Consider the following 16,166-nt stretch of genomic DNA (forward strand, 5'->3'; position numbering starts at 1 on the left):
GAAGTGATATTCAATGAACAAGGATTTTTAGGACTGACGAACAAAGATATGAAATGTGAAACCAGCACACGGGGTAGTACTAAAAAACATCGTCATGAATCTAAATTTATGACGTTGTTTTTTATGTCGAAAATGGGATAAAGTTCTTGTCATTTATGGTATCAAGTTCTTGTAAACAACTATGTTTGTGTCGCGAAAGCGCACATGTTTGTGTCGCCGGACACCAATACTGCACTAATCTGCCTTTTAGCTCAACGCCCCGCAGTAACATATGTACAAAAACCCTAATTTTGTGAATAAGCAAAAGGAGCTGCCGCGGCAGCTCCTTTATCGGTTTTATTGCACTAACGTTATTGTCGGAGGACAAGAACATGTATTGTTAAAGGACAAGAACATGTATCGTTAAAACAAAAAATCCGCAATGTACGCGGATTCGATACGCTATATGTTCTTGTCCTATGACACTTCCGGTGTAAAAACCGGAGGCAGCGCCCCCGGTTTTTACGGGCGTCGCTGCCGTCGCGATTCGTCCGACGTGATGGAGCCGTCCCCGCCTTCTTCCCTTTCGCCCTTCCCTTTCGCCCTTCCCTTTCGCCCTTCGCGTTCGCCCGCCCCGCTGCATATAATCGTCGTACCGGTCATCGATTTCGCGGATGACGCTGCGGACGATGTTCGTCTCTTCGACGATCGGATCCTTCTCGGCTTGCGCGCGGGCCACATACCGCGGACTCAGCCGGTCCAGCACCGCTTCGTCCGGATCGTTCGCCGCCATTTCCCCTTCCGTCAGGCGTGCGCCAGGTCCTGTTCCAATTGCTCCTTGCTTCTACTTTCTTGATCCACGCGATGGTCACCTCCTATAAAAAGCGTCTGGAAACATTCGCCTTTAAGTTGTCCCGATCCGGCCGAAAAGATGCCGGGCCGTTTCAAGCGGACGAGTATCTCTACGACTTGTTTTAGAATTACGGAACATTAATAGAAGCGAGGTCATTCATCTTCTTTGATTTTTGGTAGGTTCAAATCGGAATTTTCTTTATTATTGATAATTTTTAAAAATATTGAATCACTATTTTTAACGATACCTTCTGGATTAACCGAATGTGGAATCGTCCAGCCCATAGAAATGGAAATGGGAAATGCATGATCTAGATCACTTATTTGTTGAAATACCTTGTTAAGGTCACTTCCCAACACAGAAGTAACACTCTTGTTACGACGTTTATGAGCTTTTAACACCAAATTTAATTTCTTTCTGCTTTTAATACTTTGATTGAAAGTATCAGGAAAAGAGTAAACTTTGCGCAAAATATTTGATTTTATCACATCAGGATCAGCTGTCGTGCCTAATCTGACAACAATCCTTCCAGAAATATCCGCACTATCTTTTGAAATAATATGCTTTACTTCATTCTTGGTATCCAATCTGTGTCGAGGATGTACATCTTCATATTTTTCTTCCAAACTTTTGGCTATCCAATAATAATCATTCATCGATATTGCTTTGGTTCTCTTGGCTATTTGCCACATATCATATGAATTAAGCCCTAGATCGTGAAGTAAAAATTCAGCGCCTTGCCTATCCTCCGGAAATACTCTATCCGATAACCACAAATAAATATCATCTTTAGTTGGAATGTGATTAGAATCTATAGATTGGGGGGAGAACCATGTTTCCGAAACTGGGAACAACCCAATCGGAAATCCCAAACCATTTGGAATTCTCTTGGCATTTATTTCGATGGATTCATACGTCAATATATCTCCGTTTTCAATAAACTTACCTATCGGCATTTTCTTGTAAAACAGAAAATTTATTTCTGACATGATCCCATCCCCTCCTAATGACCTTTTTTATTAATGTTATCCTTGCTTCACTTAGCACGTCCTGATACTTATCAACAATTGCTATTAATTCATCGGATGTTACAGCAAAATTTATTCCATGAGTTGACTTAGGATCAACTAAATCTAAGCAGGCTTGTAAAGAACCGAACGGTTTTCCGATATCGAAGGTTAATAAATCCATACCATATTCCTCCACCAAGGAGTCCTCGTAATAGGATAGTAGGGATAATCCATGATCGTACAAAGGGGCCATATATGGGTCTATCTTTTCTCCAAAGAGAAAACCGAAGTTCTTTGTGTGTCGATCAGTGTTATGAACAATATAATCCATTAAGATCATTTGGTCCAAATGGACCCTGTTCTTTTCGCTACTTATTAATGCTTCATATAGCTTACGATTTTTTAATAATGGCGCTATTTTCGCACAACTATGGAAAGATTCGTTCCCTGAAATAAAGGATCCGCATACGCTCACTAGAACCATTCTTTGCTCCATTAAAAATCTTTGAAATGAAGGTCTACCGTTTACTGTTCTTGCGGCTGGAAGTTCCTCTTCCTCATCTTCATCACTTGGATTAGTGTATTCTATTGAATCAAGCAAGTCTCGGCTGATTACCCAAAGTGCGTATTTTACTACGTTAAAGCCCAACTTGTGCCCGATCTCGCTTACAATACATTCTGTTACAGGCTCTCGAATACTATACAACTTTCCAAAGGAGTATCCCGATTTTACAAACAGGGATGCTTCGCCAATCTGCACACTGAATTTCTTTAAGACACCGGCAGACGATTGTGAACTCGTCCTTATTCCCTCCACAGCTTTTTTATCCAGTGCAGTCATATCTAAGATGCCTAGAGAGTTTAAATCCCACATACTATCCCTCCAACAGCTGACAATGCATATTTATGGTTCTTATTTCTACTATCTCATTACTTTCTTGTTCCGTCCAGAGTATCCAATTTGAGTGATGTAAAAATTAATATGCATTATCCTTTTTGCCCAGCTTTTCACATAACTATTCGAGAGTATAGCTGACGATGCTATAATGGAGTAAAGGTTAATAAACACACATCTGGGTTGACGATGTAGATTCCGTTTTTGGTGAACTTAAAAATCAATCTTACGGAATGAGAGAAATCCTAGTTTATTATCGCTTTTGTATAGGTGGACCATTGAAGTAACGTTTGACGTAAGTTTCATTTCATAAGACAAGGACGAGGCTGTGGATAAGAGGAAGAATCTCAGCGTTACTCTCCAGAAAGTTACTAAGTGTTTTTACTAGTATCAAGATTGTCGCTATTCATCGCACTGTTGACTAGTTAAAACTTGGCACCGTGGGAAACACACCATCTTGTTGTCGCTTTTCGGACAACCATGCAACTTGGTGTCCTGCGTAAAGGTCAAGAAGTTATATCCATAAAACAAAAAAACGCGCTGTGCGCGGGCCAATATGGATATATGTTCTTGTCCTCCTACAGTTATCCGTTTGAGAGAGTAATGGCTTTCGGCCAATACATGAATGTTCCGCTAAACTCAGCAACTCTTCTCTTTCACACATGGCAAAACCGCTTTGTCGGAATGATCGAATTTCAGGAGAAAGGGTTCGACCGCAAGCTTCGCCAAGTGTTTCATGTCAACTCGACGGACGATGGATCGGGACGGCCAGTTGCTCCTCATTCCCAAGATCGAGGTACAGGTCTATTGGACTTCGCTGCACTCCGGGCCATGGCGTGTGATAGAGTTGCACCGCGACCACGGCACGAGCGAACAATTCCACAGCGAGATTAAAACCGATCTGGATCTGGAACGCACTATTCAGCTTTCACCAGCTCATAGTCGTACCAGAGAGCAGCTTGCTGGGTAGTGAGATTGCTGACTTTATTCATTACACTCCCGACCATGTATAGCTGCATATCGCTTGAGAGATAAAGCTGATTCGTGGGACTGCTGTCTATACTTATGGGGTCGGCATTTACTTTTGTGAGTTGCAGTTCAGGATTCACCATGTAGAGACCGCGTTCGTTCTGCGGGCGGTTCCTATCGAGTGGATATCCTGATAACACAACATAAATATTCCCATCGACGGTTTGGGGATTGGGGAACCCCGGTTCTCCGAAATCAGGATTGGACTCCCTAACCCGACCATAGAAACCGACAGTTCATTCCATTGTTCATTTAAAGATTCAAGATGCCCCTCCGAGTCAAGACGGCTTATTTGCAAAGTGTTCAACAAACGAAATGATTCCAAATACGAAGCTATCCAGTAGCTTCCGTCTTGATTGGGTATGACTTTGGCTGGATTTTGCTGTCTTAGGAATGTTGCTTTTCCTGCTTGAAATAGGTGCAGATAATTTGTCCGAAGCGTACGGCTAGGGACAATATCCCTCCTCTCTACGGCTATCAGGTACCGATCATCTTTCAGATCAAAACGTTTTAAACTAAATTCGAGTTTGGACACCGCTGATGCATAATCTAGTTCTGATGCTTCCAAAAGCCGCTGCCCCTCGTAATATAGTCCGTCTTGCCGGATGTCCGGTTCTACCGATTTTCCACGATAAGGATCCCTCTCCCTGGTCATCTTTGCCTGCCGCAGCACTTGTTCTGCTTCACTCTTGTTCATCCATACTGGTTTATCCATGAGCGACTTACTAGTCTTGAGCATCGAATGGTCGTCGTCGTATACGATGCCAGGTTTGCTGTATAAGTATTGGGAATCGTCCCACACCAGTTGTCCGATGATTTGGCGTTGCCCGCCGATCACATTTTTTCCCTTATTTCACCACAAATGTACCAAGATCATCCAACGGGTGTATATTCATTCGATCGGAAATGTTACCAAGTTCTTGACATCCATCGGGAATGTTACCAAGTTCTTGACACTGTCCAATGACACGAACTTGGTAACATACAGTAAAAAGCCGCTAGCATTGCGGCTTTGAATGAAACAATGTTCTTGACTTCCGACAATAAACCTTTGCCTGCATTACGAAAAAAGGGCCGCCATAAAAAGCTACGGGGCCCACACTTTGTATAATTTCGTAATTGTCGTGTCCTTGTACAAATGCCTTGCTTACCTGTTACCATATCTTTTAAGTAACGCCACCCTCGTTGCAGACGATACCACCATGTCCCCATGGCACAACTTGCATCCGTCAACATTATAACCGATAGTTCCTCTTCCGTTGCAACGCGGACACTTAACCTCATCCAACTCATTATAAATATACAAAAAACATTGTATACATCCAGATTGTGGGTTATACTTTTATCGAAATTGAGGTTGCGAGCGATTACATAATAGAGGAGACCCTGACCTATGATAACTCGTAAGTTTTTCATCTTTTTCACTGCTATGTTGCTAACTCTAGTCTTATTACCTTTTAGTTCCTTCGCTGAGGAACAACCCATCAAAGTTTTTGTTAGTAAAGATCAAATAAACTTCGATGTGAATCCTATTATTGAAGAAGGTACCACACTTGTTCAGTTTCGCCCCCTTTTCGAAAAATTTGGTCTAAAGGTTGATTGGAACGATGATACCAAAACCGTTACTGGTACACGCGGAAAATTTAAAGTGGAATTAACAATAGATAGCAAAATCGCTAAAATCAACGGGGTAAACAAAGAACTTGCTATCGCGCCGACCATTGTTGATGGTTCCACGCTTGTTCCTCTTCGATTTATCGGAGAAGCTACAGAAAGAGACGTACTATGGAGTGGGGCAACCAGAACAATTAAAATTAATAACTCAATAGCCTCTACCATGTCTTTAGCTCTTACCTCTGGTTTATTAAAATATGAGGGGGCTGTTAGTAATAATTTGGCGAAAGGTCAAGGAAAGCTAACTCTAAATGGGGAAGTATGGTATGAAGGCTCCTTTCAGGACGGCCACTTAAACGGCAAGGGTAAGGTCATCTTTTCCAAGGACACCTACTATGAAGGAGATTTTCTCAATGATCGGCCTCATGGCAAAGGAGTAAATTATATTCAAGGTAAGCTCTTCTATGAAGGTGACTGGAAGAATGGCAAAATGGATGGAATAGGTAAAGCATATAATCCAGGAGATGCGACAATCTTGTATGAAGGCGAGTTTTCAAACAATGCACCCAATGGTAAAGGTAAGCTTTACGACAATGGAGATATCTATGAAGGTGAAGTCAAGTATGGGAAACCTGATGGTATAGGAAAAACTATAAATAAAGAAGGAAAAACTATCCAGGAAGGAACCTTCTCCGAGGGTAAGCTGGTAAAAAAGTTGGAAATGTCCGAAAAGCACTGACCACATTGGTCAGTGCTTTTTGCCTTGTATGGAGACGGTCAAAAAACTAGTGACACCAATGGGCCGATCAGCTTTTAAGTTCTCGAATGATGCCTCTTGCCGAGTAACCCACGTATTGCTTCAGTCATCGCGCTTTCGTCCAAATGCTCCAAACGGTAACAGTCACCTTGCATCGCTTCCGCCAGCAAGGCCGCTTGGCCCAATCGGACGAACCCTTGCTCGGTATCGATGACAAGTACGATTATGCCACTCTTCCCGATTTGCTCACCGATGTTCAAACATTCCCGCCAAACCCCTCCCGCTGTCGAATCCGACAGTCCTGGCCGCAGTCCGGCATTCGCCTTGCCGTCAGTCACGACGATCATGACCGGGACGATATTCTTGTCTCGTGCACGCGTGACCTGCAGCGTCTCCCAACCTTTCAACAACCCTGCTGCCAGCGGCGTCTTCCCGCCGGTGGGCAGCTCGCGCAAATGGATCGTGGCTGCCTCGACACTTCGGGTGAAGGGCAATAGTTGCTCCGCCGTCTGCTTTCGGAAGGCGATCATGCCAATATTGTCCCTTTTCCGGTATGCGTCCCGGAGCAATGACAAAATCGCTCCTTTGACTGCCCGCATTCTCTGCTGTGCCGCCATCGATCCGCTCGCGTCAACGACGAAGAGCAAGGTCGCCCCCACACGTCTCTCTCTTCTCTTCATTCGCAAGTCTTCGCGTTCGACAACGATCGACGTATCAGGTATCTTACCGCGCCGCCGCAAAGTCTGGTAGGGGGCGGCTGCACGGAACGTGGCATCGAATGCCACATCCGTAATCTTTCCCACCGCCGTGGTGGCACGGACATAGCGCCCTTGCGACGTATCCGAGCGAGTCAGCGCTCTTCGTCCGCTACCGCTGCGAAGCAACTTGTCGCGGCTTGAGAAGTTCAGTTTCCGGACGTCAAACGGCTCGCCTACCGCCTCCACGATTTCCTTCGCCTCGTACCGGATGGCATTCGGCGCCGGATTGTCGCCGGAGCGATCGTCAGAACAGCTATTGTCAGAGCCGATTTCCGAGGCACTTCCATGTTGAGGCTCGGGATTTGTCACTTTGTCCGCTTGTTGTGCGCTCCCATTCTCCCGATGACCTATTGAGGTATCGCCCGAGTCATCACTCCCGTGGTCGTCGCCCTGTTTCTCATCGTCCCTGTTACGCATCCGATGTGGTAGAACGAAGCTGGCAGCCTTTCGCAGTTCTTCCGCCCTTACCTGTCCGACTCCTTTCCAAGCTGCGATCGCCTTCGCAGCCTCCACGAGAAAAAGCTCGGCGCGGTGACCCGGACAATTCGCCTCCCGGGCGATCATAACGGCCAGTTCCATCTCCTTAGCATCGATAACTACACCGGAAAGTCGTTCCTTGGCTTCGGCCAGCCTGGATCGCAGCGAGGTCATTTCGACTTCCTCTCCCTGTACGAATGCGTTAGGATCGCGCTCGTAAGCCAATCGACTCTTGACGATTTCCGTTCTTGCCGCTGGCTGACGCTCGCCGCCCACATGGACATAAAGCCCGAAATGATCGGATACGGCGGCTGGCAGCAAGCCTTCCTCGGGATTCATCGTCGCAAACATGAGAAAACGGGTTGCGTTTCGGATCGAGAGCCCTTCCCGCTCCACAGCGGCCAAACCACTGGATGCCGCTTCCATGATCGGCTGGAGTACCGATTCGGGCAGCAGGTTGATCTCGTCCAGATGAAGCATATTCCCGTTTGCCTCATGCAGCAGCCCCGGTTGAAGACTGCGCTTCCCAGCAAGCAGTGCCGACTTCACGTCCACGCTGCCAATAACCCGATCCTCCGTCGCGTTAAGTGGCACCTCTACGAGTCTTTTGTCCGGAACTAGAGCGGATATCGCCCTTATGAGCATTGTTTTGCCGCTCCCCCGCTCGCCACCGAGTAGTACGCCACCCAACCGCGGATTAATCGCGTGCATAAGCAACGCCAGTTTGGCGTTCTCCTGACCGACGATGGCGCTGAACGGAAAATCGGGCCCAACGCTTTCCCAATCCAGCCGGAATTCCGCGGAGTTTTTGCCGCTCGCCTCGACCTTCATCGTGCACCGGCCCCGACCGTTGCCGAGACGATAGCCTGCTCTAGTCGGCTCCGTTCGCCGCCGGATTCATCAAACGGCTTTCGCCGCAGCCGGTGCGGCATAACGAGCATAGCCGCCTCTTGCATGTCGGCTTGTTCGACCGTATGACGTCCCTCCCAAGCGGCCAGTATCGTCGCCGTCTTGATCAGTGTAATATCGGCACGGTGGCCTTCCACCTCCAGCGTGATGCCGATACTCGCCGCCGTTTCAAGCAAGCGGTCCGGAACATCGACATGCGGGAGCACTTCGCGGGCTTTATCTATCTGCTCCAGCATCCGCCGCTGTTCGTCCGCATAGGCGCGGAGAAACGCTTCGGGGTTGGCTTCGAAAGCCATTCTGCGACGGATCACCTCCACCCGAACGGACGTCTCCCGCTCCCCGCCGACTTCGACCGACAAGGCGAACCGGTCCAGCAATTGCGGCCGCAAATCGCCTTCCTCCGGGTTCATTGTCCCCACGAGGACGAAGCGTGCCGGATGCGAGACAGAGATGCCTTCCCGCTCAACCGTATTGACTCCCATTGCCGCAGCGTCCAGCAGAACGTCCACAAGATGGTCGTCGAGCAAGTTGATCTCGTCGACGTACAGGATGTTTCCGTTCGCCTCGGCAAGCAGTCCCGGCTCGAATTTTTTCTCTCCCGTTTTGATCGCATGCTCGATGTCAAGCGTTCCGACGACGCGATCTTCCGTTGCGCTTACCGGCAAGTTTATGACAGACAAATTCGGTACCAAATCCGCGATAGCCCGCACCGCCGTAGATTTCGCGGTGCCCTTCTCCCCCCGGATCAGCACCCCGCCAAGCCGCGGATTGATTACGTTCAGCAGGAGCGCCCGTTTCATCGACAGCTGCCCCACAATAGCTGTGAACGGATAGTTGATCGGCATACTGGACAATCGTATCTACTCTCCTAATAGTTGATTTTGCTTCGCTTGATGGCTTTCATATCACCAACCTTTGTCGGGACCGTCAGCGGTATTCTGAACACTTGCCGACGACCATAGGGAGGGATGGGCGGGGACAAGACTGCCAAGACAATGGTCGGTCAGCATCTTATCCCTCTTCCAAATCTCCTTCCAGCTCGATGTACCTCCGGCGCAGCCGGTCCAGCGTCTCCGCGTTCGGTTGCCAATAGCCGCGCTGATGGCTTTCCAGCAACGTCTCGATCATAGCGTGATATGCCCAGCGATTATTGTCCGCCATCTGCCGGCTCCGCTCGCGATCCTCCACATATGTTGCATGAAGACTATCGAATACCCAGGGCTCGACCTTCCCCGTTGTCGCCGCTAAGCCAAGCACGTACTCGAAGCGGCGCGCCACCTGCTGCGTCCCGTGATAAGGATGCTCGAGCGAAGCGTCGATCCATTTCGGGTTCGTAAGTCGGGTCCTTACCCCTCGTGCAATCGCGTGCTCCGCCGACTCGGTCATGGCACGCTCGCCTGTCGTATCCGTAATGTGTATCTCCGCCGACCGACCCCGGACCAGTTCCACCGATTTCGCCAGACCGCCGAAATATTCGTAGTAATGATCGGAATCCGTTACCTCGTACTCATGATTGCTGCGTATTTGCGAGACGATGTCGACCGCCTGCAAATGGATCGCGAACAGCTCCGGTTCGGCTCGTCCGCGTTCCTTCAAGCTGTAGACATGCTGTTGTCCGTCCGCATAAGCGCGTCCGAGATCGGCCTCCTCCGTCCAATGTTTCGTTTCGATCAGACGGGTGAGCGTCGTGCCATACTCGCCTTCCGGAGGGCCGAACAACCGGGCGGAAGCCAGGTCGGCGATCCGGTCCAAATCATGACCGGTCGCGCGCAATTTCTCAGCCGTTTGACGTGTATGGGCTTTGAAACGGTTATCTTCGTCGGATTCGTCAAGCTCGGATACGCGCCGGAATAAGACGTTCAAATCGTCGAGCAGATTCGGAAACATGTCGCGGAAAAGTCCGGTCATGTGCACGACGACATTCAGGCGTGGACGACCCAGCTCCTGCAGAGGGATAATCTCGTATTCGGTCCGGAACGTTCCGCGACCGCCCTTGACGCGGACCCCCAGGTAACGCATAATTTGTCCGATTGTCTCGCCTTGAGTCCGTGACGTTTCCAGCCCCCACAGGACAACGGCCGTCGTGCCCGGGTACTCGCCATGGTTTTCCCTATATTGCCGGATCGAATTTTCGGCAACCGTTGCGCCACGCTCTGCCGCACTCGGACTCGGAACGGCACGGGGATCGAACTGATACAGATTGCGCCCGGACGGAAGCACCTCGGGACTGCGCAACGCATCTCCGGCCAGCCCAGCCGGTACATATTTTCCTTCCAGCGCCCGAAGCAATCCGTTCATTTCCTTATTGTCTCGCGAGCTTTCGTAGGCCCGGTTGCCGTATTCCAGCGTCCGAGTCAAAGCCAATCGCCAGGCTGGCGGATCATCCGCATACTCTACCGGAAGCTCCTTCGCTTCGAGATAGCGGTCCGCTATCGTCATCGCCTCTGCATCCAGCTCGCGCAAAGTCTCCGTCTGCCTCGCGTCAGTCAAAGACCCGATGTCTAGCCCCTTGCGCTCCGCAAGCAGACCGCGCAACGAACGAATCTCCCCGCGCTCGTGACGCAGCACGAAGCGCATATGGGCGGCCGCGGCCTCATGCGTATAGCCGACGCCGAGCACATGAAGGCCGCTCGGGATAATCGACCGCTTCATCCGGTAAAGCTCCTCCTCCAGCTCCTCCGGCTCCGTGCCGACAAAGTGAAGCGCCTCCGCTATCTCCAACGCTTTTCTCCAAATATTGTCACAGCGATCGGGATCGAGCTGTTCCGCCTCCCGGTATTCGTGAAGCAGCGCCTCCAGCTCGAGCCAATCCCCATACAGCTCGGCCTCCATCATCGGCGGTGCCTGGTAGCCGATCAGCGTTGCATGGCTGCGTCTCTTCGCGATCATCGCCTCTGACGGATTGCCGACGTAATAGTAGTAGAAGTGCGGCAAATCGCCGATCAGATAATCCGGGACGCAATCTCCCGACATGCCTGTTTCCTTCCCGCGCTGAAATTCCAAAGTGCCGTGCGTGCCTACATGGACGATTGCATCCGCCGCCATCTCTTCGCGTATCCACCGATAAAACGCGGTATATTGATGCGTAGGTAAAATCGATCGATCGTGCAGCGACTTTTCCGGAAACTCGTGAATACCGCGCGAAGGCTGCAGGCCGATAAACACATTGCCGTTTATGATGCCCGGTATAAGATACGAGCCTTCCTCCGCCATAACATCACCAGGCGGCTCGCCCCAACGCAAGATCGCCTCTTGTCCCCAGGAGGTCTCTTCCAGCTTCCCTGAAAAATCCGGATCGGCATATCGGATCATGGCGTCGGCCGCCGTCTCCGCCGTCCATTTGCCGGAATTGACCAGCCCTCCGTCCATGAAACGCGAACGCAATCGTTCGGCGCTCATCGGTTCCACGTCGTAGCCTTCTTCCCGAAGCGCGGTCAGCAGACGGGACACCGATTCGAACGTGTCGAGGAATGCGCCACAAAACACATTGGCTTCGCTGGGCGGGTAGTTGTAGCACACGAGCGCCAGCTTTTTGTCGCTATTCGGCTTCTCCCGAAGTTCAAGCCAGCGGCGAATTCGACCGGCTAGCCGCTCTATCCTCTCGGGTATGGCTGCCAGCTTGTTGAGGTTTACGCCCAGGCCGCGGTCTTCTCCTTCGCGCCGCAAGGCGGCGATTGGATACGTCTCGATGCAGCCGTCCAGCTCCGGCATCATCACCTGAACGAGCAGTTGCGATGCCGAAAGCCCTCGCACCGCGCTTTGCCATTCGTCAACCGTCGTTCCCGAGAGCAGGAACGGATGCAGAACAGGCGCACCCAGCGTCTCCAGCATCGCCGGCGTCTGGGCCGCCGCTTCACCGGAAGGTCCGACTCCGAGACGGAACGGTAGCGTGTTGATGATCAGGCTGATGCGGCTTTCTTCATGGAACAGTAGTTCACGCAACCGCGCCATAGGAAAATTCATTACGGAGGGGAAGGCAATCGGTAAAACGTCGGCAATCGGTTCGATTCGGCTCATCAGTTGTTCCATACATGCAGCCACCTCGGTCGGGTTGCCATTCCCCAGGAAAAACAACGCCACCGCAGGGCGGCCGCCCGAATAGCCTCGGCTCTCCCGATAAGCCGCTATGGAGCCGTATACCCTTCTATCCGTCGGATCAAACAAGCACAACTCCCGAACGAAAACGGGTTCAGCCGGTACCGGCAAGGAGAGGTGCCCCCCGTATTCGCGGCCGGCGAGGCAAAGCAGGCCTACCATATTGTCGGGGCCTCCGCCGCGCCAATACTCGGTCAACCGCACGTAACGGGTGTAATCCGCTCTCTTAGCCTCCGGCAAATCGTCCGCCTGCCGGACCGGATGGATAGGTACGTCCTCGGCGGCAAGCACGCCGAGTCGCAGAAGCGATCGGATTTCCGCAGAATCGCTGCCCACCGGTACGACTTGCACCGATAATTTCCGAAGCATCCCGCTTATTGCCACTACGGTTTCCTTCCGGACGCCATGAGCGTCGAACAGTACCAGGTCGGCCTTCGCCAGCTTCTCTCCGATCTCAGCCAGCCAATCGCCCGCAAGCTCCCGCCCGAGGTCGATCAGCACGAGTTCCAGCTCCTCCCGCTGCCGTTCATCAAAGGTGTCGTATGCTTCCGACAAGTGGGCTAGAGCAATCTCTCCGCCCGCTGCTATCGCAATATTCAATGTATATACGCCTCCTCAAGCGTTATCCGTCTCGACTCCTCCATAGATGGTACACTTGCCCTGCCTGCTCTCCCGATCAGGCCGGTAATGAGACAAACCGGCCGTCCGCTTTCCGGATCCCGTTCAATACGCGCCTTCACGCCGAATACATCGGCAAGCGTCGCTTCGGTAATCGTATCTTCCGGTTTTCCATGCGCGTACAAGGTGCCATTGCGCAAAACCGAGATTTCGTCGGAAAAAGCCGCAGCATGATTGATATCGTGAAGCACCATAACGATCGTAACCCCGTGCAGCCGGTTAATATCTGAGACAAGCTCCATGATTTCCAATTGATGACTGACGTCCAGATACGTCGTCGGCTCGTCGAGTAGCAAAACGCGCGGCTGCTGCGCAAGCGCCATGGCGATCCACACCCGTTGCCGCTCCCCTCCGGACAAGGCGGACAGCTTGCGGCCGGCGAACGATTCCGTTCCCGTTGCGCTTAATGCCCAATCGACAACCTCCTCGTCCTCCCGTCGCATTTGCGACCATACGGGCTTATGCGGGAAACGCCCATATCCGACGAGTCGGCGTACGGTCATATCCGGCACCTTAACCTGGGTTTGTAGCAGCATGGCTAAATGCCGCGCGAGCTCCCGCGGCGCGAATCCGGCGAGCGGTCTTCCCTCCAGCACCACGGAGCCCTGCTCCGGCTTCAGCTGTCGCGCGATTGCCTTGAGCAGCGTGCTTTTGCCGCAGCCGTTTGGTCCGATAATGCTGCAGATTCTCCCCGCATCAATCTGCCAATCCAGTCCGTCGATAATCGTCTTGCCATTGTATTGAAGTGACACGCGAGCCAAGTGTAGCGCCTTCATTCCGTTTCCCTCCTCAGCAAGTACAGAAAAAACGGCGCCCCTAACACGCCCATCAATATCCCGACGGGAAGCTCAATCGGCGCGAACATCAGACGCGACACTGTATCGCAGAAAGTGACGACCGTGATGCCGAGCAGGGCGGTGGCGGGCAGCAAAAACCGGTAGTCGCTGCCGATCAACAGTCTGGCCGAATGCGGGACGATCAGTCCGACGAAGCCGAGCAGCCCGACGACGCTCACTGCGCTTGCGGCAAGCAACGTAGCGACGGCGGTCATGACGAATCGGGTCGCCTCGACTCGCATCCCTAACCCTCTTGCGTTCGTATCCCCTAGTGCCAATATGTTCAAATGCGCAGCGCCCATCAGAGCGAGACCTACGCCCCCAATCGAATAAGGAAGCATCGTATGCAACTGCGGCCAGCTTTTCGCGGCAAGACCTCCGACGAGAAAGACGAGCGCCCCGTTGACGCGATCGCTGTAAAACGTCAGTAGGGCGGAGATGCCCGATCCGAGAAACGCCGATACGGCAACCCCGGCCAAAATGATCCGCACCGGGTTGATGCCCTGCTTCCAAGCGAGTATGTATATAATGACCGCGGCGAGAGTAGCACCCAGAAAAGCGACAGGAGTAAGCAGGCCGGACATATGTGGATACAAGATGAGAATGATGATCCCGAAGAGCCCGGCTCCCGACGATACTCCGATAATGTGCGGGTCGGCCAGCGGGTTGCGCATGACGCCTTGCAGCAGTGCACCGGAGAGCGCGAGATTCATGCCCACTAATGCAGCCACCAGCGTACGCGGCAACCGAATGTTCCAGATAATCTCCTTCATCGGTCCCTCATACCCGTGGAATATGTACTTCCAGATGTCCGAGAGCGATATCGATACCGCCCCCGAGCTGATACTGAATGCGATCGTCAAGCACGCCGCGGCGAGAAGAGCGGCAAGGACAATCGCTCCTCTGGAAGCCGTTACTCGATTCGACTTACTTGCTTCCGTTGCCATTGCCGTATATCTCCGGATAGACAAGCTTCGCCAAATAATCGACCGATTCGTTCAGACGAAAGCCGGGATTGGACAGCAGCAGATCGGAAGGTAAAATCGACATTCGGTTTTCCTTCACCGCCCGAAGGGAGGCCCAGGCAGGCTGCGCGGCCAGATCCGTCTGAATTTTTTTCTCGCCTTCGGCACGGGCGCCGTGGATGAGAATAAAAACGTAATCCGGATTAAGCTCGACCAGTTTTTCCATACTGTACGGCGCCGTCGATTGGCTGCTTTGCAAAGCTTCCAGCGTCTCCGCTACATTTTTCATATTCAACATTTTCGCGACTTCTAGTCCGACCGTATTCGTCCTTTGCACAGATACGCTGCTCGGTGTCACGTTGAGCATGATAAAGCTCGGTGATTTGTCAGGTAGCTTGTCGGTCAGCGCGGTGATTTTTTTATCTAGGTTCGCCAGTTCTTCGCTCGCTTTATTTTCCGATCCGGCTATTTTGCCGAACAAGGGCGTCTTCTCCTTCAAATCCTTATAGGTGCTCAAGGTAAATACCGCAAACGGAATTTTGCTGGAGTCCAAAATATTCGCGAAATCACGATGAAACGAGGTCGAGCCGATAACGAGATCGGGCTGCAGGGAAAGTAGCTTCTCCATATTTACCGTAGTAATTCCGCCGACATCTGCAATATTTTTCGCCTTCTCCGGAACGGCGGTTCCCCCGGAGGCGACCGTTTTCGCAATTGCACTCCCATCAACGGCGTAAAGTAAATCCAGCAATTGCGGGGATAGTACTACGATTTTTTGAGGCTTCGACCGTAGCGTTACAGTACGGCCAGCGTCGTCCTGGAACGACAAGAAGGGCTTTGCTTGCTCAACTGAAGGTGTAGTCTGATTCTCCGGGCCCGTCTTGCTCGTCACCCCGTTCGTAGGGGCGACCTGTGAAGAACAACCGAAGACAAACAGCAGTAGAACCAACCCGCTCAGCGTGCGAGAGTAAGGTTTGAACAAGTAAGGCAATTTGAACTCCCCCTAAGTATAATCGTAATAATTACTATAGTAATTATTACGATTAATAATAGGCCAAATACCCTTTCCCGTCAAACGATTTATGAGATGAAGTTCATTTACAAACTGAAGAAAGGGTCCGACTTCATTCAAATGAACAGCAATTTACGAGGCTGTAACCAACGTTTGACAAGACGGATTTTGGGTATTGAGAATTCTAATACCCAGGATTTACTGAAGAAGGTCAAATTTTCAGAATTGATGAGAATATCCTCAGAAGGTGAAATGTATATTTATACATGAGTTTAATATTCACAAATACTCCATTCTAA

At 51.1% G+C, this 16,166-nt stretch carries 11 protein-coding genes and 1 pseudogene; 2 read left to right on the top strand and 10 right to left on the bottom strand.

The window, feature by feature from the left end; all coding sequences use genetic code 11:
- Positions 1-379 precede the first annotated feature (379 nt).
- The 3 genes from FE783_RS35850 to FE783_RS35860 all read right to left on the bottom strand — a co-directional run bounded on the left by FE783_RS35850 (position 380) and on the right by FE783_RS35860 (position 2,716).
- Positions 380-772 carry a hypothetical protein gene (locus tag FE783_RS35850; protein WP_138884212.1) on the bottom strand — a complete coding sequence of 131 codons (393 nt, stop codon included), beginning with the start codon at positions 770-772 and terminating at the stop codon, positions 380-382.
- Between the two features lie 212 nt (positions 773-984).
- On the bottom strand, positions 985-1,821 hold the full coding sequence (locus FE783_RS35855) for a hypothetical protein (RefSeq protein ID WP_138884213.1): 837 nt from the start codon (positions 1,819-1,821) through the stop codon (positions 985-987).
- Positions 1,775-2,716 (bottom strand): HipA domain-containing protein, encoded by a 942-nt coding sequence (locus FE783_RS35860; RefSeq protein WP_138884214.1) that lies wholly within the window; start codon positions 2,714-2,716, stop codon positions 1,775-1,777. Before FE783_RS35860 ends, FE783_RS35855 begins: the two co-directional genes overlap by 47 nt.
- A gap of 763 nt (positions 2,717-3,479) precedes the next feature.
- On the opposite strand from FE783_RS35860, the pseudogene FE783_RS38555 reads away from it, so the two are divergent.
- Positions 3,480-3,653: pseudogene (locus tag FE783_RS38555) on the top strand (IS1380 family transposase); the annotation flags it as partial.
- Positions 3,654-3,842: 189 nt separating this feature from the next.
- Here FE783_RS38555 and FE783_RS35870 read toward each other — a convergent pair.
- Positions 3,843-4,604, bottom strand: a complete 762-nt coding sequence (locus FE783_RS35870; protein ID WP_138884215.1) for a hypothetical protein — start codon at positions 4,602-4,604, stop codon at positions 3,843-3,845.
- A 555-nt stretch (positions 4,605-5,159) separates the two neighbouring features.
- Here FE783_RS35870 and FE783_RS35875 point away from each other — a divergent pair.
- Positions 5,160-6,119 carry a stalk domain-containing protein gene (locus FE783_RS35875; protein WP_138884216.1) on the top strand — a complete coding sequence of 320 codons (960 nt, stop codon included), beginning with the start codon at positions 5,160-5,162 and terminating at the stop codon, positions 6,117-6,119.
- A 74-nt stretch (positions 6,120-6,193) separates the two neighbouring features.
- Here the strand turns inward: FE783_RS35875 and FE783_RS35880 are convergent, their stop codons facing one another.
- From FE783_RS35880 to FE783_RS35905, 6 genes are all read right to left on the bottom strand, one after another.
- Positions 6,194-8,203 carry a VWA domain-containing protein gene (locus FE783_RS35880; protein ID WP_138884217.1) on the bottom strand — a complete coding sequence of 670 codons (2,010 nt, stop codon included), beginning with the start codon at positions 8,201-8,203 and terminating at the stop codon, positions 6,194-6,196.
- Complete coding sequence (locus FE783_RS35885; RefSeq protein ID WP_202916320.1) at positions 8,200-9,126, bottom strand: magnesium chelatase ATPase subunit I; 927 nt, start codon at positions 9,124-9,126, stop codon at positions 8,200-8,202. The genes FE783_RS35880 and FE783_RS35885 overlap by 4 nt, the downstream gene beginning before the upstream one ends.
- 166 nt (positions 9,127-9,292) lie before the next feature.
- On the bottom strand, positions 9,293-12,976 hold the full coding sequence (locus FE783_RS35890; RefSeq protein ID WP_138884219.1) for a cobaltochelatase subunit CobN: 3,684 nt from the start codon (positions 12,974-12,976) through the stop codon (positions 9,293-9,295).
- Entirely contained in the window at positions 12,973-13,830 is an 858-nt protein-coding gene (locus FE783_RS35895; RefSeq protein WP_138884220.1) for an ABC transporter ATP-binding protein, read from the bottom strand. Before FE783_RS35895 ends, FE783_RS35890 begins: the two co-directional genes overlap by 4 nt.
- On the bottom strand, positions 13,827-14,837 hold the full coding sequence (locus FE783_RS35900) for a FecCD family ABC transporter permease (protein ID WP_138884221.1): 1,011 nt from the start codon (positions 14,835-14,837) through the stop codon (positions 13,827-13,829). The genes FE783_RS35895 and FE783_RS35900 overlap by 4 nt, the downstream gene beginning before the upstream one ends.
- On the bottom strand, positions 14,818-15,846 hold the full coding sequence (locus FE783_RS35905) for an ABC transporter substrate-binding protein (RefSeq protein WP_238403398.1): 1,029 nt from the start codon (positions 15,844-15,846) through the stop codon (positions 14,818-14,820). The genes FE783_RS35900 and FE783_RS35905 overlap by 20 nt, the downstream gene beginning before the upstream one ends.
- Positions 15,847-16,166 lie beyond the last annotated feature (320 nt).

Origin of the sequence: Paenibacillus mesophilus (genome assembly GCF_005938385.1) — a bacterium.
In the GTDB taxonomy this organism is placed as follows: Bacteria; Bacillota; Bacilli; order Paenibacillales; family NBRC-103111; genus Paenibacillus_AB; species Paenibacillus_AB mesophilus.